Annotated in this window: 25 protein-coding genes; all 25 read right to left on the bottom strand. The window is 68.4% G+C overall.

Annotation, left to right across the window (positions count from 1 at the left end):
* Positions 1-34: 34 nt before the first annotated feature.
* The gene (glmM, locus tag OG335_RS22440) at positions 35-1,402 is read right to left on the bottom strand and encodes a phosphoglucosamine mutase (protein WP_405015485.1); all 1,368 of its coding nucleotides are present in this window, start codon (positions 1,400-1,402) and stop codon (positions 35-37) included.
* A 159-nt stretch (positions 1,403-1,561) separates the two neighbouring features.
* A complete protein-coding gene (gene rpsI, locus OG335_RS22435; RefSeq protein WP_405012908.1) occupies positions 1,562-2,071 on the bottom strand; it encodes a 30S ribosomal protein S9 in 510 nt (169 codons plus the stop codon).
* A gap of 51 nt (positions 2,072-2,122) precedes the next feature.
* On the bottom strand, positions 2,123-2,566 hold the full coding sequence (gene rplM, locus OG335_RS22430) for a 50S ribosomal protein L13 (RefSeq protein ID WP_405012907.1): 444 nt from the start codon (positions 2,564-2,566) through the stop codon (positions 2,123-2,125).
* Between the two features lie 212 nt (positions 2,567-2,778).
* A complete protein-coding gene (locus OG335_RS22425; protein WP_405012906.1) occupies positions 2,779-4,437 on the bottom strand; it encodes an ABC-F family ATP-binding cassette domain-containing protein in 1,659 nt (552 codons plus the stop codon).
* A gap of 68 nt (positions 4,438-4,505) precedes the next feature.
* The gene (gene truA, locus OG335_RS22420; RefSeq protein ID WP_405012905.1) at positions 4,506-5,405 is read right to left on the bottom strand and encodes a tRNA pseudouridine(38-40) synthase TruA; all 900 of its coding nucleotides are present in this window, start codon (positions 5,403-5,405) and stop codon (positions 4,506-4,508) included.
* A gap of 130 nt (positions 5,406-5,535) precedes the next feature.
* Positions 5,536-6,033 (bottom strand): 50S ribosomal protein L17, encoded by a 498-nt coding sequence (gene rplQ / locus OG335_RS22415; protein WP_405012904.1) that lies wholly within the window; start codon positions 6,031-6,033, stop codon positions 5,536-5,538.
* 126 nt (positions 6,034-6,159) lie between these two features.
* Positions 6,160-7,182: a DNA-directed RNA polymerase subunit alpha gene (locus tag OG335_RS22410; RefSeq protein WP_100889786.1), complete on the bottom strand. Its 1,023-nt coding sequence runs from the start codon at positions 7,180-7,182 to the stop codon at positions 6,160-6,162.
* Positions 7,183-7,309: 127 nt separating this feature from the next.
* Positions 7,310-7,717: a 30S ribosomal protein S11 gene (gene rpsK, locus OG335_RS22405; RefSeq protein ID WP_253797211.1), complete on the bottom strand. Its 408-nt coding sequence runs from the start codon at positions 7,715-7,717 to the stop codon at positions 7,310-7,312.
* A gap of 72 nt (positions 7,718-7,789) precedes the next feature.
* Positions 7,790-8,170 (bottom strand): 30S ribosomal protein S13, encoded by a 381-nt coding sequence (gene rpsM, locus OG335_RS22400; protein WP_405012903.1) that lies wholly within the window; start codon positions 8,168-8,170, stop codon positions 7,790-7,792.
* Positions 8,171-8,347: 177 nt separating this feature from the next.
* On the bottom strand, positions 8,348-8,461 hold the full coding sequence (gene rpmJ, locus OG335_RS22395; protein ID WP_003956441.1) for a 50S ribosomal protein L36: 114 nt from the start codon (positions 8,459-8,461) through the stop codon (positions 8,348-8,350).
* Between the two features lie 35 nt (positions 8,462-8,496).
* Complete coding sequence (gene infA / locus OG335_RS22390; RefSeq protein ID WP_003956442.1) at positions 8,497-8,718, bottom strand: translation initiation factor IF-1; 222 nt, start codon at positions 8,716-8,718, stop codon at positions 8,497-8,499.
* 195 nt (positions 8,719-8,913) lie between these two features.
* Positions 8,914-9,348, bottom strand: a complete 435-nt coding sequence (gene mscL / locus OG335_RS22385; protein ID WP_405012902.1) for a large conductance mechanosensitive channel protein MscL — start codon at positions 9,346-9,348, stop codon at positions 8,914-8,916.
* 120 nt (positions 9,349-9,468) lie between these two features.
* A complete protein-coding gene (map, locus tag OG335_RS22380; protein ID WP_405012901.1) occupies positions 9,469-10,305 on the bottom strand; it encodes a type I methionyl aminopeptidase in 837 nt (278 codons plus the stop codon).
* Between the two features lie 129 nt (positions 10,306-10,434).
* On the bottom strand, positions 10,435-11,094 hold the full coding sequence (locus tag OG335_RS22375) for an adenylate kinase (RefSeq protein WP_405012900.1): 660 nt from the start codon (positions 11,092-11,094) through the stop codon (positions 10,435-10,437).
* Positions 11,094-12,404: a preprotein translocase subunit SecY gene (gene secY, locus OG335_RS22370; protein ID WP_405012899.1), complete on the bottom strand. Its 1,311-nt coding sequence runs from the start codon at positions 12,402-12,404 to the stop codon at positions 11,094-11,096. The genes OG335_RS22375 and secY overlap by 1 nt, the downstream gene beginning before the upstream one ends.
* A gap of 303 nt (positions 12,405-12,707) precedes the next feature.
* Entirely contained in the window at positions 12,708-13,160 is a 453-nt protein-coding gene (rplO, locus tag OG335_RS22365) for a 50S ribosomal protein L15 (RefSeq protein WP_405012898.1), read from the bottom strand.
* A gap of 1 nt (position 13,161) precedes the next feature.
* Entirely contained in the window at positions 13,162-13,344 is a 183-nt protein-coding gene (gene rpmD / locus OG335_RS22360) for a 50S ribosomal protein L30 (protein WP_057231310.1), read from the bottom strand.
* The gene (gene rpsE, locus OG335_RS22355) at positions 13,344-13,964 is read right to left on the bottom strand and encodes a 30S ribosomal protein S5 (protein WP_405012897.1); all 621 of its coding nucleotides are present in this window, start codon (positions 13,962-13,964) and stop codon (positions 13,344-13,346) included. The genes rpmD and rpsE overlap by 1 nt, the downstream gene beginning before the upstream one ends.
* Positions 13,965-14,012: 48 nt before the next feature.
* Complete coding sequence (rplR, locus tag OG335_RS22350) at positions 14,013-14,396, bottom strand: 50S ribosomal protein L18 (RefSeq protein WP_405012896.1); 384 nt, start codon at positions 14,394-14,396, stop codon at positions 14,013-14,015.
* Between the two features lie 3 nt (positions 14,397-14,399).
* Positions 14,400-14,939 (bottom strand): 50S ribosomal protein L6, encoded by a 540-nt coding sequence (gene rplF / locus OG335_RS22345; RefSeq protein ID WP_405012895.1) that lies wholly within the window; start codon positions 14,937-14,939, stop codon positions 14,400-14,402.
* Positions 14,940-14,961: 22 nt separating this feature from the next.
* Positions 14,962-15,369, bottom strand: coding sequence for a 30S ribosomal protein S8 (gene rpsH / locus OG335_RS22340; RefSeq protein WP_405012894.1), 408 nt, complete (start codon positions 15,367-15,369; stop codon positions 14,962-14,964).
* Positions 15,370-15,631: 262 nt separating this feature from the next.
* Positions 15,632-15,817 (bottom strand): type Z 30S ribosomal protein S14, encoded by a 186-nt coding sequence (locus tag OG335_RS22335; RefSeq protein ID WP_037575347.1) that lies wholly within the window; start codon positions 15,815-15,817, stop codon positions 15,632-15,634.
* A gap of 3 nt (positions 15,818-15,820) precedes the next feature.
* Positions 15,821-16,390 (bottom strand): 50S ribosomal protein L5, encoded by a 570-nt coding sequence (gene rplE / locus OG335_RS22330; protein WP_405012893.1) that lies wholly within the window; start codon positions 16,388-16,390, stop codon positions 15,821-15,823.
* Complete coding sequence (gene rplX / locus OG335_RS22325) at positions 16,390-16,701, bottom strand: 50S ribosomal protein L24 (RefSeq protein WP_345286354.1); 312 nt, start codon at positions 16,699-16,701, stop codon at positions 16,390-16,392. Before rplX ends, rplE begins: the two co-directional genes overlap by 1 nt.
* A 15-nt stretch (positions 16,702-16,716) precedes the next feature.
* Positions 16,717-17,088, bottom strand: coding sequence for a 50S ribosomal protein L14 (gene rplN, locus OG335_RS22320; RefSeq protein WP_030263487.1), 372 nt, complete (start codon positions 17,086-17,088; stop codon positions 16,717-16,719).
* Positions 17,089-17,102: the final 14 nt, after the last annotated feature.

The following is a 17,102-nucleotide window of genomic DNA, read 5'->3' as shown; positions in this document are numbered from 1 at the left end:
GGGGATCACCGCGTCGACGGGATCCCCCGACAGCTCAGCCCAGGTACGTGCGGACGGCCTCGGCGAGGCGGTCCGCGACATCGCGGGCCTGGACCTCGTCGGCGGCCTCGACCATGACGCGGACGAGCGGCTCGGTACCCGACGGGCGCAGCAACACCCGTCCGGTGGCGCCGAGTTCGGCCTCCGCGGCGGCGACGGCGGCGTTGAGCTCGACACAGCTGGCGACCCGGGTGCGGTCGACGCCCTTGACGTTGACGAGCACCTGCGGCAGCCGGGTCATCACGGCGGCGAGGTCCGCGAGCGGCTGCTTGGTCGCGGCGAGGCGGGCACCCAGCATCAGACCCGTCAGGGTGCCGTCGCCGGTGGTGGCGTGGTCGAGCAGGATGACGTGGCCGGACTGCTCGCCGCCGAGGGCGAAGCCGTGCTGCTTCATCGCCTCCAGCACGTACCGGTCGCCGACGGCGGTCTGCACGAGGTCGATGCCCTCGCGCTCCATCGCCAGCTTGAAGCCCAGGTTCGACATCACGGTGGCGACGGCGGTGTTGCCGCGGAGCGTGCCGGCCTCCTTCATCGCGAGGGCGAGGACGGCGATGATCTGGTCGCCGTCGACCTCGTTGCCGTCGGCGTCGGCGGCCAGGCACCGGTCGGCGTCGCCGTCGAGGGCGATGCCGAGGTCGGCGCGGTGCTCGCGCATGGCGGTGCGCAGCTTGTCGAGGTGGGTGGAGCCGACGCCGTCGTTGATGTTGAGGCCGTTCGGCTCGGCGCCCAGGGTGTAGACGACCTCGGCGCCCGCGCGGGCGAAGGCCTCGGGGGCGACCCGGGCGGCGGCGCCGTGCGCACCGTCGATGACGACGCGCACGCCGTCGAGCCGGTTGGGGAGGACGGCGACGAGGTGGGCGACGTACTTGTCGAAGCCCTCGGTGTACTGGCGGACGCGGCCGACGGCGGCGCCGGTGGGGCGCTTCCAGTCCTCGTCGGTGCCGACGCCGTAGCGGTGGTAGTGCTCCTCGATGGCGTCCTCGATGGCGTCGTCGAGCTTGTGGCCGCCGCGCGCGAGGAACTTGATGCCGTTGTCGGGCATCGCGTTGTGGCTGGCGGAGAGCATCACGCCGAAGTCGGCGCCGAGGGCGCCGGTGAGGTAGGCGACGGCCGGGGTGGGCAGCACGCCGACCCGCAGGACGTCGACGCCGGCACTGGCCAGGCCTGCGATGACCGCGGCCTCCAGGAACTCTCCGGAGGCCCTCGGGTCGCGGCCCACCACGGCGACCGGCCGGTGCCCGTCGAAGGCTCCGGCGTCACCGAGCACATGCGCCGCGGCGACCGACAGGCCGAGGGCCAGTTCGGCGGTCAGGCCCTCGTTGGCCACACCGCGTACCCCGTCCGTACCGAAGAGTCGTCCCACTGTTCCGTCCTCAATGTCGCCCTGCTCGATGTTCATCGCCGTCCCGCCGTCCGCACCGGGCGGGAGAGCACGACGCCCCGGAGTACACGAGGTACTCCGGGGCGTACGGGTTGCACCGGGATGCGCACCACCGGAGCGGTACGCACCCCCGGGGTGCAATTAGCGCTTGCTGTACTGCGGCGCCTTGCGGGCCTTCTTGAGACCGGCCTTCTTGCGCTCGACGGCGCGCGAGTCACGGGTCAGGAAGCCGGCCTTCTTGAGGGCGGCGCGGTTGTTGTCCACGTCGGCCTCGTTCAGGGCGCGGGCCACGCCGAGGCGCAGCGCGTAGGCCTGACCGGAGGTGCCGCCACCCGCGATGCGGGCCACGACGTCGTAGCGGCCGTCGAGCTCGAGGAGCTTGAACGGCTCGTTGACGGTCTGCTGGTGCACCTTGTTGGGGAAGTAGTTCTCCAGGGTGCGACCGTTGATCTTCCACTTGCCGGTGCCCGGGACGATGCGCACGCGGGCGATCGCCTCCTTGCGGCGGCCGAGGCCGGCGCCGGGGATGGCCTCGCCGAAGCGGCCGGCCAGGGACTCGGAGGTGTACTCGGTCTCCGAGGTGTACTCTTCGACGTTCTCGTTCTCGTCGAACTCGACCTCGAGGGTGTTCTCGATGGCAGTCTCGGCCACGGTGTTCCTCAGCTCCTGCTGTAAATCAGTGATGTGGTGGGGTGGCCGAAATTACTGCGCGACCTGGGTGATCTCGAACGGCACCGGCTGCTGCGCAGCGTGCGGGTGCTGGTCGCCCGAGTAGACCTTCAGCTTCGAGAGCATCTGACGGCCCAGGCTGTTCTTGGGGATCATGCCCTTGATGGCCTTCTCGACGGCCTTCTCCGGGTTCTTCGCGAGGAGGTCGTCGTAGCGGACCGAGCGGAGACCGCCCGGGAAGCCGCTGTGGCGGTAGGCCAGCTTCTGGGTCTTCTTGTTACCCGAGAGGTGCACCTTGTCGGCGTTGATGATGATGACGAAGTCACCAGTGTCAACGTGCGGCGCGTAGATCGCCTTGTGCTTGCCCCGGAGGAGGTTGGCGGCCTGGGAGGCCAGGCGGCCGAGCACGACGTCGGACGCGTCGATGACGTGCCACTGACGCTGGACGTCGCCGGGCTTGGGGCTGTACGTACGCACGGTCGTAGCCTTCGCTTTTCAGTGAGTGGGTCCTGACAGGAGCACCTGGCCGACGTGATCAGCCTGGTCACCCCTGGACGCAATTCAGGGGCGAGCCGCTGGTCATCGACCGGGCAGTCTCCGGCGTACCGACCTCTCACGTGAGATGGAGCGAGCCAATACGCACAACAAGCGCCCAGCCTACCGGGCGTCCCCCGAAGGGTCAAAAACGCTCAGCGGTCACGCACGACGCGCGTCTCGTCCCAGACCGGTTCCGGCGACTCGTACACGCGCCCGTCGGAGCCGAAGACCAGGAAGCGGTCGAAGGTCCGGGCGAACCACCGGTCGTGCGTCACGCACAGCACGGTGCCGTCGAAGGCCTCCAGTCCCTGCTGCAACGCCTCGGCGCTCTCCAGGTCCAGGTTGTCCGTCGGCTCGTCCAGCAGCAGCGCCGTGACACCGGAGAGCTCCAGCTTGAGGATCATCAGCCGGGCCTGCTGGCCGCCGGAGAGCGACTCGAACTTCTGCTCCTCCTGGCGGTCCAGCTCGTAGCGGCGCAGCGCGCCCATCGCCGCGCCGCGGCTGAGCGCGTGCTCCTCCTCGACGATCGAGCGGACGGTGCGGCCCATCAGCTCGGGGTGGGCGTGGGTCTGCCGGAAGTGCCCGGGCACCACGCGGGCGCCGAGCTTCCAGCTGCCGCCGTGCTTCACGGTGCCGTCGCCGGCCAGCAGCCGCAGGAAGTGCGACTTTCCGGAGCCGTTGGAGCCGAGCACGCCGATCCGCTCGCCGTAGAAGACCTCCAGGTCGAAGGGCTTCATGAGGCCGCTGAGCTCCAGCTTCTCCATGGTGAAGGCGCGGACGCCGGTGCGGCCGCCCTTGAGCCGCATGGTGATGGACTGCTCGCGCGGCGGCGCCTCGGGCGGGCCGGCGTCCTCGAACTTCTTCAGCCGGGTCTGGGAGGCGGCGTAGCGGGAGGCCATCTCGTGGCTGACCGCGGCGGCCTGGCGGAGGTTGACGACGAGCTTCTTGAGCTTGGCGTGTTCCTCGTCCCAGCGGCGGCGCAGTTCCTCGAAGCGCTCGAAGCGGGCGCGGCGGGCGTCGTGGAAGGAGTCGAAGCCGCCGCCGTGCACCCAGACGCTGGAGCCGGCGGCGCCGGTCTCGACGCTGATGATCTTCTCGGCGGTGCGGGAGAGCAGCTCGCGGTCGTGCGAGATGTAGAGCACGGTCTTGTTGGTGGCCTTGATCGCCTCCTCCAGCCAGCGCTTGCCCGGCACGTCGAGGTAGTTGTCCGGCTCGTCGAGCAGGAGCACCTCCTCGGGGCCGCGCAGCAGCGCCTCCAGGACGAGGCGCTTCTGCTCGCCGCCGGAGAGGGTGTTGAGGCCGCGGAACTGCGCCCGGTCGAAGGGCATCCCGAGCGCTGCCGTGGTGCAGACGTCCCAGGTGGTCTCGTAGTCGTAGCCGTCGGCGTCGGCCCAGTCGGAGAGCGCCTGGGCGTACCGCATCTGGGTCTTCTCGTCGTCCTGCGCGAGCATGGCGAGCTCGGCGGCGTCGACCGCGCGGGCGGCGACGGCGATCCGGGCGGGGGCGACGGAGACCAGCAGGTCGCGGACGGAGGCGTCGGCGGGCAGGGCGCCCGGGGTGTCGCGGGTGTCCTCACGGCCGGTCGTGCCGACGAACTGGCGCATCACGCCGAGTCCGCCGGTGACGGTGACGGTGCCGCCGTGCGGCTGGACGTCCCCGGCGATCATGCGCAGCAGCGTGGTCTTGCCGGCGCCGTTCGCGCCGACCAGCGCGACGGCGGCGCCCTCGCCGACCCGGAAGGACGCGTCGTCGAACAGCACCCGCCCGTCGGGCAGGTAGTACTCAAGGTGTGAAATCTCGACGTGTCCCATGGCCCGGATTGTGCCAAGCGGGCGGCCCGGATCCCAAACCGTTATCGGGTGCCCGCTCCGGCCGGGCGTCAGTCCTGGCCGGGCAGGGTGCGCATCCGGCGGGAGGCCCGGTTGCGCTCGGCGAGGAGGTCGTCGGCGGGGTAGCCGACCTCCTCCAGCGTCAGCCCGTACGGGCGGACGACGTTGACGGCGGAGTTGCGCACCCGTCCGGCCAGCACCTCGCCGGGGAACTCCGGCGGGCGGTGGCCGTCGCCGACCAGCAGCATGGCGCCGACGAGCGAGCGCACCATGTTGTGGCAGAAGGCGTCGGCGCGCACGGTGGCGACGGCCAGCGTGCCCTCCTGGGCGGCGTACGGGTCGACGGGCACCCGGTCCCAGCGGAGTTCGAGCAGGGTGCGGATGGTGGTGGCGCCCTCGCGCTTCTTGCAGTACGCGGCGAAGTCGTGCTCGCCGAGCAGGAGCCGGGCGGCCTCGTTCATCAGGTCGACGTCGAGCGGGCGGTCGTGCCAGAGCACGTGGCCGCGCAGCAGCGGGTCGACGCCGCCGGGCTGGTCGGCGACCCGGTAGGCGTAGCGGCGCCAGACGGCGGCGAAGCGCGCGTCGAAGCCGTGCGGGGCCTCGGAGATCCGGTGGATCCGGACGTCGGCCGGCAGCCGGCCGGCGAGGCGGCGCAGCAGCTTCTCGCCGTGCTCGGCCCAGAGGTCCTCGGGGAGGTCGACGTGGGCGACCTGGCCGCGGGCGTGCACGCCGGCGTCGGTGCGGCCGGCGACGGTCAGCGCGAACGGGAGGGCGCTGCGGGTGACGATCTGCAGGGCGCTCTCGATCTCCTCCTGCACGGTGCGCCGACCGCGCTGGCGGGCCCAGCCGGAGAACTCGGCACCGTGGTAGGCCAGGTCGAACCTGATCCGGCGGTACCCGTCGGCCGGTCCGTCCTTGACGGGGGCCGGCTCGGCACAGTCGTTGACCACATCTGCTCCTGGGGGGACGGCCGGCGGCGGCCGGGAGGTCGGCGGCCGGGAGGAACGGCCTGCGGGAACTGCTCGGGCCCGCCCTCCCCACGGATGGGGAGGGCGGGCCCGGGTGTGACACCTGCGGGTGTCAGGCCTCGGTGGTCTCCGCGGCCTCGGCCTCGTCGGCCTTGGTCTCCTCGACCTTGGCCTCCTCGGCCTTGGCGTCGGACTCCTTGACCGCGCGCTTGGCGGCGGCCTCGGCCTCGGCGACGGTCGCCTTGGTGGCGATCTCGCCCTCGACCAGCTCGATCACGGCCATCGGCGCGTTGTCGCCGCGACGGCCGCCGATCTTGGTGATGCGGGTGTAGCCACCGGGACGGTTCTCGTAGCGCGGCGCGATCTCGGTGAAGAGGGTGTGCAGCACGGAGACGTCGGTGATCGTCTTGCGAACGAGGCGACGGTTGTGGATGTCGCCCTTCTTCGCCTTGGTGATCAGCTTCTCGGCCAGCGGGCGCATCCGACGGGCCTTCGCCTCGGTCGTGGTGATGCGGCCGTACTGGAACAGCTCCCGGCACAGACCGGCGAGCAGCAGCGGCTCGTGGTGCGGGCCGCCGCCGAGGCGGGCACCCTTGGTGGGACGCGGCATGGATGACTCCTTGGATCTCCGACTACGGCCGTATCAGGTACCGCAGCGGGCGTCCGGGCACTGTGCCCGGACGGCTTGGCATCGAAGCGGGGGCGATCCGCGAGGACCGCCCCCGGCTCCAAACTCTTAGTACTGCTCGGTCTCCGCGTAGCCCTGGTCGTCCAGGTCGTCGGCGCCGAAGGCGTCGGCGGCGGCGGTCGGGTCGAACCCGGGCGGGCTGTCCTTGAGGGCCAGGCCCATGCCGGCCAGCTTCGCCTTGACCTCGTCGATCGACTTCGCACCGAAGTTGCGGATGTCGAGCAGGTCGGCCTCGGAGCGGGCGACGAGCTCACCCACGGTGTGGATGCCCTCGCGCTTGAGGCAGTTGTACGACCGAACGGTGAGCTCCAGCTCCTCGATCGGCAGCGCCAGATCGGCAGCCAGGGCGGCGTCCGTCGGGGACGGGCCCATGTCGATGCCCTCGGCGTCGATGTTCAGCTCGCGGGCGAGACCGAACAGCTCCACCAGGGTCTTGCCGGCCGAGGCCATGGCGTCACGGGGGCGCATGGCGGGCTTGGTCTCGACGTCGACGATGAGCTTGTCGAAGTCGGTCCGCTGCTCGACTCGGGTCGCCTCGACCTTGTAGGTGACCTTCAGCACGGGGCTGTAGATCGAGTCGACCGGGATGCGGCCGATCTCCTGGCCGGAGGCCTTGTTCTGCACGGCGGAGACGTAGCCGCGACCGCGCTCGACGGTCAGCTCCATCTCCAGCTTGCCCTTGCCGTTGAGCGTGGCGAGGACGAGCTCGGGGTTGTGCACCTCGACACCGGCCGGGGGCGCGATGTCGGCGGCGGTGACCACACCCGGACCCTGCTTGCGCAGGTACATCACGACCGGCTCGTCGTGCTCCGAGGAGACGACCAGCTGCTTGATGTTGAGGATGAGGTCGGTGACGTCCTCCTTGACGCCCGGCACGGTGGTGAACTCGTGCAGGACACCGTCGACCCGGATGCTGGTGACAGCGGCACCGGGGATCGAGGAGAGGAGCGTGCGGCGGAGCGAGTTGCCGAGGGTGTAGCCGAAGCCGGGCTCCAGGGGCTCGATCACGAACCGGGAGCGGAATTCGTCGACGACCTCTTCGGTCAGCGAGGGGCGCTGAGCGATCAGCATGAGAGGTGTTCCTCCAGTTGTCTTCGGCACCCACTATTTGATGCCGACAGGACCAAGCGTACGGGGTCCCGCGCGAAGCAGGACCCCGTACGAGGTTTACATCACCCGCGTGCCCGAAGGCACCGCGTCAGACGCGGCGGCGCTTCGGCGGACGGCAGCCGTTGTGCGGGGTGGGGGTGACGTCCTGGATCGAGCCGACCTCCAGGCCGGTGGCCTGGAGCGAGCGGATCGCGGTCTCGCGGCCGGAGCCCGGACCCTTCACGAAGACGTCGACCTTGCGCATGCCGTGCTCCTGCGCACGACGCGCGGCGGACTCGGCGGCCATCTGCGCGGCGAACGGGGTGGACTTGCGCGAGCCCTTGAAGCCGACGTGGCCGGCAGAGGCCCAGGAGATCACGTTGCCCGCGGGGTCCGTGATCGAAACGATGGTGTTGTTGAACGTGCTCTTGATGTGAGCGTGCCCGTGGGCGACGTTCTTCTTCTCCTTGCGGCGGATCTTCTTCGCGCCGGCAGCCTGACGACCCTTGGGGGGCATAAGTCTGTTCTCCTACTGAGGTGGTCGGTCCGCTAACCCGCGGGCCGGAGGGATGTCCGGTGACGGGACGGACTACTTCTTGCCCGGCTTCTTCTTGCCGGCGATCGCGCGACGCGGGCCCTTGCGGGTACGCGCGTTGGTGTGGGTGCGCTGGCCGCGCACCGGAAGGCCACGACGGTGACGCAGACCCTCGTAGCAGCCGATCTCGACCTTGCGGCGGATGTCGCCGGCCACGGAGCGGCGGAGGTCGCCCTCCACCTCGAAGTTGGCGTCGATGTACTTCTGCAGCTTGACGAGGTCTTCCTCGGTGATCTCGCGGACGCGGACGTCCGGGTTCACTCCGGTCTCGGCGAGAGTCTGCTCGGCGCGGGTGCGACCGATGCCGTACACGTACGTGAGGGCGATCTCAATCCGCTTCTCGCGGGGGAGATCAACGCCGGCAAGGCGTGCCATTCATGGCTCCTGTGATTTTTCAGAGGTCTTGCGTGCCGCCTACTCCGTCGCCTCTCGGCGAGGGAGCCCCGGCCTCTGACCGGGGGTGGCAGTCCGTCCCGCGAGGGACGGATCGGGCAGCCCGCGTATGACGTTGTTGCGCGTCGCGCGAAGTACTACGAGAAATGCTGGAGAGCGTCAGCCCTGGCGCTGCTTGTGGCGCAGGTTGTCGCAGATCACCATGACCCGGCCGTGACGGCGGATCACCTTGCACTTGTCGCAGATCTTCTTGACGCTCGGCTTGACCTTCATCGTTCAGGTTCTCCGGGTCTCGATCTGACGGGTCTTTACTTGTAGCGGTAAACGATCCGGCCACGCGTCAGGTCATAGGGGCTGAGCTCCACCACGACCCGGTCGTCCGGGAGGATACGGATGTAGTGCATCCGCATCTTTCCGCTGATGTGCGCGAGGACCTTGTGACCGTTCTGCAGCTCGACCTTGAACATGGCGTTCGGAAGAGACTCGATCACGGTGCCCTCGATCTCAATGGCGCCTTGCTTCTTTGCCATGAACTGCGAGATCCACCTTCCGGGGCCGGCTACCGCATGCGGCACGCTCGTGCGAGCCTGGGTCCACCCCGCCCCTGCCGGAGAAAGCCCTTGCGGGATCCCGATCGGGAAGAGGACGTGCCGAAGCACGCTACGAGTGAGCCGACGCATCAGTCTACGACAGCCCCCAAGCGGACGCCAAAACGGCTCGGACGGTCACGCCCGGTGCTGCAGCGGCAGGGCCGCCAGGGGCTGCACCTGGGCGGTGCACGCCGAGCAGCGGCTGGCGGCCTGCGGGATCTCCGTCAGGCACTCCGGGCAGGGCCGCTTCGGCGTGGCGGGCTTCTTCGGCAGGTACCGCGCGGTGGCCTTCGTCACCGGCAGCACCACGCAGAAGTACAGGACCGCGGCGGTCAGCACGAAGGCCATCATCGCGTTGAGGAACTGCCCGTACGGGAACTCCACCCCGCCCAGGTGCGCCTTCTTGCCGCCGAAGTCACCGGCCGCGCCCACGGCCACACCGACCAGCGGGGTGAGGAAGGCGGAGACGAAGCCGGTCACCACACCGGTGAAGGCGGCACCGATCACGACACCGACCGCGAGGTCGATGACGTTGCCGCGCATCAGGAAGTCCCGGAACCCCTTGAACACTCTTCTTCTCCTTCGTCGCCGCACATGGCCGCGCGTGGCCGCGCCGTCCGCCGATAAAAATAGGACAAAGGGCCTGGAGAGCGAAACCTCCAGACCCTTCGGATGTCCTGCCGGCCGGGCTCAGCCCAGCGGGTCGGGCGCGGCCACCACGCCGTACCTGGCCAGCTCCGCGCGGCCGCCGTCGAAGGCGGTCAGCACGAGCGGGCCCTGCTCGGTGACGGCCACCGAGTGCTCCCAGTGCGAGGCCCAGGTGCCGTCGTTGGTGACGACCGTCCAGTCGTCCTCCAGCACGGCGGAGTGCGGGGTGCCGAGCGTCACCATCGGCTCGATCGCGAGCACCGTGCCGGGGATCAGCTTGGGGCCCTTGCCGCGGCCCGCGACGTAGTTGAGGACGTGCGGCTCCATGTGCATGGCGGTGCCGATGCCGTGGCCGCCGTAGCCCTCCACGATGCCCCACTTGCCCTTGGGCGGCAGCGGCTGGCGGCGGATGAAGCCCTCGATCGCCTTGGAGACGTCGACCAGCCGGTTGTTCTTCTTCATCTGGGCGATGCCGGCCCACATGGAGCCCTCGGTGACCTGGCTGAGCAGGGTGTGCTCCGCCGCGACCTCGCCCACGCCCACGGTGATGGCCGCGTCGCCGTGCCAGCCGTCGAGGATGGCCCCGCAGTCGATCGAGATGAGGTCGCCCTCCTGCAGGACCCGCTCGCCGGGGATCCCGTGGACGATCTCGTTGTTCACCGAGGCGCAGATCACACCGGGGAACCACAGGCCCCCGTGGTGCGCCCGGAAGTTCGAGGTCGCGCCGTGGTCGGTGATGACCTTGTCCGCGATGTCGTTGAGCTCCTGCGTGGTGATGCCCGGGACGACCGCCTCCCGGCAGGCCTTGAGCGCTTCGGCGACGACCAGCCCGGCCGCCCGCATCTTCGCGATCTGCTCGGGGGTCTTGATCTCCACCATCTGGTCACGCCTTCCACTGTCGGACGCCGTCCGGTCCTTGCCGGGCGGCCGTGCACTCGTTACCACCGTACGACGCCGCAACGGCCGGGACGCCCCGCGAGTGGGGCTTCCCGGCCGTTGCGGACCGTCTCAGGCGCTCTTGTTCTGCTCCAGGGCGGAGACCGCGCGCTCGGTCACCTCGTCCACCTTGCCGAGGGCGGAGATGGTGACCAGCAGGCCCTGCTCCTCGAAGTAGCCGATGATCGGCTCCGTCTTGGAGTGGTACTCCTCCAGGCGGACCCGCACGGCCTCCTCGGTGTCGTCGGAGCGCTGGTACAGCTCGCCGCCGCACTCGTCGCAGACACCTTCGGCGGTGGGCTGGTTGTACACCACGTGGAACACGTGGCTGCCGTTGTTGCGGCACAGCCGGCGACCGGCGATGCGCTTGACGACCTCGTCCTCGGGGACCTCCAGGTCGAGAACGCCGTCGAGGGCGATGCCCTCCTCGGCGAGGATCTCGTCCAGAGCCTTGGCCTGGCCGAGGTTCCGCGGGAAGCCGTCGAGCAGGAAGCCGTTGACGGCGTCCGGCTGCAGCATGCGGTCCTTGGCCATGCCGATGGTGACCTCATCCGGTACCAGTCGACCCGCGTCCATGTACGCCTTGGCCTCGAGCCCCAGAGGGGTGCCCTGGCTGATGTTGGCGCGGAACAGGTCACCGGTGGAGATGTGCGGGATGGACAGGGTCTTGGCGAGCACGTGCGCCTGAGTACCCTTCCCGGCCCCGGGAGGTCCGACGAGGACGATACGCATCAGCGGAGGAACCCTTCGTAATTACGCTGCTGGAGCTGGCTCTCGATCTGCTTCACAGTTTCGAGTCCGACGCCGACGACGATGAGCACGCTGGTGCCGCCGAACGGGAAGTTCTGATTCGCGTTGAAGGCAACCAGGGCGATCATCGGGATCAACGCGATCAGGCCCAGGTAGAGCGAACCCGGCCACGTGATGCGGGTAAGCACGTAGTTCAGGTACTCGGCCGTCGGTCGGCCGGCCCGGATGCCCGGGATGAACCCACCATACTTCTTCATATTGTCGGCAACTTCTTCGGGGTTGAAGGAGATGGCCACGTAGAAGAAGGCGAAGAAGACGATGAGGACGAAGTAGGTCGCCATGTAGACCGGGTGGTCGCCCTTGACGAAGTTCTTCTGGATCCAGCTCGCCCAGCCGGAGTCGCTGTTGGTGAGCTGCACCAGCAGGGCCGGGATGTAGAGGAGCGACGAGGCGAAGATGACCGGGATCACACCCGCCTGGTTGACCTTCAGCGGGATGTAGGTCGAGGTGCCGCCGAAGGCGCGGCGCCCGATCATCCGCTTCGCGTACTGGACCGGGATCCGGCGCTGGGCCTGCTCGACGAAGATGACGAGGCAGACGACCACGATGCCGATCGCGATGACGCTGAAGAACTCGACCCAGCCGCCGCCGATGGTGCCGGACTGCTTGATCGCCCACATCGAGCCGGGGAAGCCGGCCGCGATGGAGGTGAAGATCAGGATGGACATGCCGTTGCCGATGCCGCGGTCGGTGATGAGCTCGCCGAGCCACATGATCACCGTGGTGCCGGCGGTCATCGTGATGACCATGGTGGCCACCCGGAAGACGCCGGTGTCCGGCACGACATCGCCGGCCACGGAGCAACCCGAGAACAGCGCGCCGCTGGAGGCCGTCGCGACGATGCCGGTGCCCTGGAGCACGGCGAGCGCGATGGTCAGGTAACGGGTGTACTGGGTGATCTTCGCGGTACCGGCCTGGCCCTCCTTCTTCAGCGCCTCGAGTCGCGGGATCACGACCGTGAGGAGCTGGAGGATGATGCTGGCCGTGATGTACGGCATGATGCCGAGCGCGAAGATCGTCAGCTGCAGCAGCGCGTTGCCGCTGAACAGGTTGACCAGGCCGAACAGGCTGTTGGACGAGGTGTCCTTGAGACACTGGTTGACGGCCACGAAGTTCACGCCCGGAATGGGAACGTGTGCGCCCAGCCGGAACAGCACCATGATGCCCAGCGTGAACAGCAGCTTCTTGCGCAGGTCGGGCGTCTGGAACGCCCGCGCGAACGCACTGAGCACGGTGCCTCCTGCGCCTCCCGCACGTCGTCGGCGGGAGGGTCGGTCCTGATGGGGGGGTGGGTCCTTCTCGGCTCCCGTGCGCCTGCACAGACATGCCTGTGCCGCAGCGTACAAGGGAACTCCACGGACTCTAACAGTGTGCGGCGACGCTGGAGAAGCGCGTCAGGGCGCCATCCCCCGACCGCGAGCCGGGATGCCCGGTTTTGGCCGGTGTTGAGCACACGTCAGTTTCGGCGGAGCCGCCGGAAAGGCAGCAGGCCCGCACCTCCCGGAAGAGGTGCGGGCCCGCTGGGGTCAACGAGTTCAGAGAAGCTCGGTGACGGAACCGCCTGCGGCGGTGATCTTCTCGGCGGCGGAGCCGGAGACGGCGTCGACCGTCACCTGCAGCGCCACGGTGATGTCGCCCTGGCCGAGGACCTTGACGAGCTCGTTCTTGCGAACGGCGCCCTTCGCGATCAGGTCGACCACGGTGACCTCGCCACCGTTCGGGTAGAGCTCGGCCAGCTTGTCCAGGTTCACGACCTGGAACTGCTTGTGGGCCGGGTTCTTGAAGCCCTTCAGCTTCGGCAGGCGCATGTGGAGGGGCATCTGGCCACCCTCGAAGCGCTGCGGAACCTGGTAACGGGCCTTGGTGCCCTTGGTACCACGACCGGCGGTCTTACCCTTGGAACCCTCACCGCGACCCACACGGGTCTTCTCGGTCTTGGCGCCGGGGGCGGGCCGCAGGTTGTGGATCTTGATCGGCGAGTCCGCCATGTCAGTCCACCTCCTCGACCGTGACGAGGTGACGAACGGTCTGGACCATGCCGCGGATCTCCGGGCGGTCCTCCTTCACCACGGTGTCGTTCAGCCGCTTGAGGCCGAGCGAACGCAGGGTGTCACGGTGGTTCTGCTTGCTACCGATGTAGGACTTGGTCTGCGTGACCTTGAGGCGAGCCATCAGGAGCTCACCCCAGCCGCGCGGGCCCGCAGCAGGGCGGCGGGAGCCACGTCCTCCAGCGGCAGGCCACGACGGGCAGCGATCTCCTCGGGGCGCACGAGGCCCTTCAGAGCGGCCACCGTGGCGTGCACGATGTTGATCGCGTTGTCCGAGCCGAGCGACTTCGACAGGATGTCGTGGACGCCGGCGCACTCGAGGACGGCACGCACCGGGCCACCGGCGATGACGCCGGTACCGGGGGACGCCGGCTTCAGCAGCACGACGCCGGCCGCCTTCTCGCCCTGGATGGGGTGCGGGATGGTGCCCTGGATACGGGGGACCTTGAAGAAGCTCTTCTTGGCCTCCTCAACACCCTTGGCGATGGCGGCCGGAACCTCCTTCGCCTTGCCGTAACCGACACCCACGGTGCCGTCACCGTCGCCCACCACGACCAGCGCGGTGAAGCTGAAACGACGACCACCCTTGACTACCTTGGCGACACGGTTGATCGCGACGACACGCTCGACGTAAGCAGTCTTCTCGACGGCGGGGGCGTTGCCCCGGTCGTCACGCTTACGGTCGCGCCGCTCGCCGCCGGTGCCACCGCCGGCGCCGCTACCGCGGCGCTGGGGTCCAGCCATTGGAATTACCTCTCTCGTTTACGTCCGTCGACAGAGCCGACGAGCGGCTTAGAAGTCGAGCCCGGCCTCACGGGCCGCGTCCGCCAGAGCGGCGATGCGGCCGGCGTACCGGTTGCCCGCGCGGTCGAAGACGACCGCTTCGATGCCGGCGGCCTTGGCGCGCTCGGCGACCAGGCTCCCGACCTTCTTGGCCAGCTCGGTCTTGTCGCCCTCGGCGCCACGGATGGACACATCGAGGGTGGACGCCGACGCCAGGGTGTAACCCTTGGCGTCGTCGATGACCTGGGCGACCATGTGACGGTTCGAACGCGTCACGACGAGGCGCGGACGCACCTCGGTGCCGACGACGCGCTTGCGCACGCGGATGGCGCGACGCTTGCGGGCGGCGTTCTTGTAGGCGTTGCCCTTGCCGATCTTGACAGAGACGCTCATCGCTTACTTACCACTCTTTCCGACCTTGCGGCGGATGACCTCGCCCGCGTACTTGACGCCCTTGGCCTTGTACGGGTCGGGCTTGCGAAGCTTGCGGATCTTGGCAGCGACCTCGCCGACCTTCTGCTTGTCGATGCCGTCCACGTGGAACTTGGTGGGCGTCTCGACGACGAAGGAGATGCCCTCCGGGGCCTCGACGAGGATCGGGTGGCTGTAGCCGAGCGAGAACTCCATGTCGGAGCCCTTCGCCGCGACACGGTAACCAACACCGCTGATCTCGAGCGACTTGCGGTAGCCCGCGGTCACGCCGGTGATCATGTTCGCCACCAGCGTGCGGCTCAGGCCGTGAAGGGCCTTCGACTGACGCTCGTCGTTCGGACGCGAGACGATCAGCTTGCCGTCCTCGCCCTTGCCGATCTCGATCGGCGCGGCGACGACATGGGTGAGCGAGCCCTTGGGGCCCTTCACCGAGACCGCCTGGCCCTCGATGGTGACGTCCACGCCGGCGGGAACCGGGATGGGCAGCCGTCCAATGCGCGACATTGCTGTACCTCCGTTTCCCGAATTACCAGACGTAGGCGAGAACTTCTCCGCCTACGCCCTTCTTGGCGGCCTGCTTGTCGGTCAGGAGGCCGGAGGACGTGGAGATGATCGCCACGCCCAGGCCGCCGAGAACCTTCGGCAGGTTGGTGGACTTTGCGTACACACGCAGACCCGGCTTGCTGATGCGCTTGATGCCGGCGATGGAACGCTCACGGTTGGGACCGAACTTGAGCTCGATGGTCAGCTTCTTGCCGACCTCGCCCTCGGTGGGGTCGGCAACCTGGTAGGAGGAGATGTAACCCTCCTGCTGCAGGATCTCGGCGACGTGCGCCTTGATCTTGCTCGACGGCATCACGACGGAGTCGTGGTACGCCGAGTTGGCGTTACGCAGACGAGTGAGCATGTCTGCGATGGGGTCGGTCATGGTCATGGTGGCCTCAGGCCTCTCCCGCCGTGGTTTCTCCGCGCCAGGTCCCCCTGCCGCACTCACGGGGAGTGCGGAAGGGGCACAAACGCAGGGGACCTGCGACGTAGTAAGACATGGGTGTGAGCCCTCACTAGAGAGCCGCGAGCATCCATGGAGATGCCGCGGCAGGGGCCCGACCCCACCACCTTACGGGATTCCGAACGGAAGCCCAAAAGTGCGGGGGCCGGGCACGCTGCTCATCGGTGGTGTGCCGTGGGCGCCTGGACTACCAGGAGCTCTTGGTCACGCCCGGCAGCTCGCCGCGGTGTGCCATCTCACGGAGGCAGACACGGCACAGGCCGAACTTGCGGTACACCGAGTGCGGGCGACCGCAGCGCTGGCACCGGGTGTAACCCCGGACGCCGAACTTCGGCTTACGCTCGGCCTTTGCGATCAGGGCCTTCTTCGCCATGGCTCACGCCTCCTTGAACGGGAAGCCCAGAGCGCGCAGGAGCGCCCGGCCCTCATCGTCGGTCTGAGCGGTGGTCACGACGGTGATGTCCATACCGCGCTGACGGTCGACCTTGTCCTGGTCGATCTCGTGGAACATGACCTGCTCGGTCAGACCGAAGGTGTAGTTTCCACGGCCGTCGAACTGCTTGGGCGAGAGGCCGCGGAAGTCACGGATACGCGGCAGAGCCAGCGACACCAGACGGTCCACGAACTCCCACATGCGGTCACCACGGAGGGTGACGTGGGCGCCGATCGGCTGACCCTCGCGCAGCTTGAACTGCGCGATGGACTTGCGGGCCTTGGTCACGGCCGGCTTCTGGCCGGTGATCGCGGTCAGGTCCTTGATCGCGCCCTCGATCAGCTTGCTGTCACGGGCTGCCTCGCCGACACCCATGTTGACCACGACCTTGACCAGGCCGGGGATCAGCATGACGTTCTCGTACGAGAACTCCTCGTGCAGCTGGCCCTTGATCTCGGAGTTGTAACGCTCCTTGAGACGGGGGGCCACCTTCTCAACAGTCGTCTCAGACATCAGATGTCCTCACCGGTTCGCTTGGCAACGCGGATCTTGTTGCCCTCGTCGTCGAAGCGGTAGCCAACGCGGGTGACGACCTTCTTGCCGTCCTTCTCCACGACCAGCTGGACGTTGGAGACGTGCACGGGGGCCTCGACGGTGACAATGCCACCCTGGGTGCCCGGGCCCGGCTTGGTGTGCTTCTTGACCCGGTTGACACCCTCGACCAGGACCTTGTTCTCGGCGGGGATGGCCTGGATGACCTTGCCCTGCTTGCCCTTGTCCTTGCCGGTGATGACCTGGACCAGGTCACCCTTCTTGATCTTCATGCTGTTCGCCATGGGTTAGAGCACCTCCGGCGCCAGCGAGATGATCTTCATGAACTTCTTGTCACGCAGCTCGCGGCCCACCGGGCCGAAGATGCGGGTACCACGGGGGTCACCATCGGTGTTCTTGAGAACGACAGCGGCGTTCTCGTCGAAACGGATGTAGGAACCGTCCGGACGACGGCGCTCCTTGACGGTGCGGACGATGACGCACTTCACGACGTCACCCTTCTTCACCGAACCGCCGGGGATCGCGTCCTTCACGGTGGCGACGATGACGTCCCCGATACCGGCGTAGCGGCGACCGGAGCCACCGAGAACGCGGATGCAGAGAATCTCCTTGGCACCCGTGTTGTCGGCGACGCGCAGTCGCGACTCCTGCTGGATCACAGCTTTCTCCTGAT

Origin of the sequence: Kitasatospora sp. NBC_01539 (assembly GCF_045040525.1) — a bacterium.
Taxonomy (GTDB): domain Bacteria; phylum Actinomycetota; class Actinomycetes; order Streptomycetales; family Streptomycetaceae; genus Kitasatospora.
The sequence above is the reverse complement of the archived record's forward strand: the minus strand, read 5'-3'. Positions and strand labels throughout refer to the sequence as shown.

Coding starts and splice junctions, on each gene's coding strand:
- rpsE (WP_405012897.1), bottom strand. CDS start 13,964: ATGGCTGGACCCCAGCGCCGCGGTAGCGGCGCCGGCGGTGGCACCGGC.
- infA (WP_003956442.1), bottom strand. CDS start 8,718: ATGGCAAAGAAGCAAGGCGCCATTGAGATCGAGGGCACCGTGATCGAG.
- rpmD (WP_057231310.1), bottom strand. CDS start 13,344: ATGGCTCGCCTCAAGGTCACGCAGACCAAGTCCTACATCGGTAGCAAG.
- rplE (WP_405012893.1), bottom strand. CDS start 16,390: ATGTCTGAGACGACTGTTGAGAAGGTGGCCCCCCGTCTCAAGGAGCGT.
- OG335_RS22375 (WP_405012900.1), bottom strand. CDS start 11,094: ATGCGTATCGTCCTCGTCGGACCTCCCGGGGCCGGGAAGGGTACTCAG.
- rpsK (WP_253797211.1), bottom strand. CDS start 7,717: ATGCCCCCCAAGGGTCGTCAGGCTGCCGGCGCGAAGAAGATCCGCCGC.
- map (WP_405012901.1), bottom strand. CDS start 10,305: ATGGTGGAGATCAAGACCCCCGAGCAGATCGCGAAGATGCGGGCGGCC.
- OG335_RS22425 (WP_405012906.1), bottom strand. CDS start 4,437: ATGGGACACGTCGAGATTTCACACCTTGAGTACTACCTGCCCGACGGG.
- OG335_RS22410 (WP_100889786.1), bottom strand. CDS start 7,182: ATGCTGATCGCTCAGCGCCCCTCGCTGACCGAAGAGGTCGTCGACGAA.
- rplQ (WP_405012904.1), bottom strand. CDS start 6,033: ATGCCGCGTCCCACCAAGGGTGCCCGCCTCGGCGGCGGCCCGCACCAC.
- rpmJ (WP_003956441.1), bottom strand. CDS start 8,461: ATGAAGGTCAAGCCGAGCGTCAAGAAGATCTGCGACAAGTGCAAGGTG.
- rplR (WP_405012896.1), bottom strand. CDS start 14,396: ATGAGCGTCTCTGTCAAGATCGGCAAGGGCAACGCCTACAAGAACGCC.
- OG335_RS22335 (WP_037575347.1), bottom strand. CDS start 15,817: ATGGCGAAGAAGGCCCTGATCGCAAAGGCCGAGCGTAAGCCGAAGTTC.
- rpsH (WP_405012894.1), bottom strand. CDS start 15,369: ATGACCATGACCGACCCCATCGCAGACATGCTCACTCGTCTGCGTAAC.
- rplO (WP_405012898.1), bottom strand. CDS start 13,160: ATGGCGGACTCGCCGATCAAGATCCACAACCTGCGGCCCGCCCCCGGC.
- rpsM (WP_405012903.1), bottom strand. CDS start 8,170: ATGGCACGCCTTGCCGGCGTTGATCTCCCCCGCGAGAAGCGGATTGAG.
- rplX (WP_345286354.1), bottom strand. CDS start 16,701: ATGAAGATCAAGAAGGGTGACCTGGTCCAGGTCATCACCGGCAAGGAC.
- rplF (WP_405012895.1), bottom strand. CDS start 14,939: ATGTCGCGCATTGGACGGCTGCCCATCCCGGTTCCCGCCGGCGTGGAC.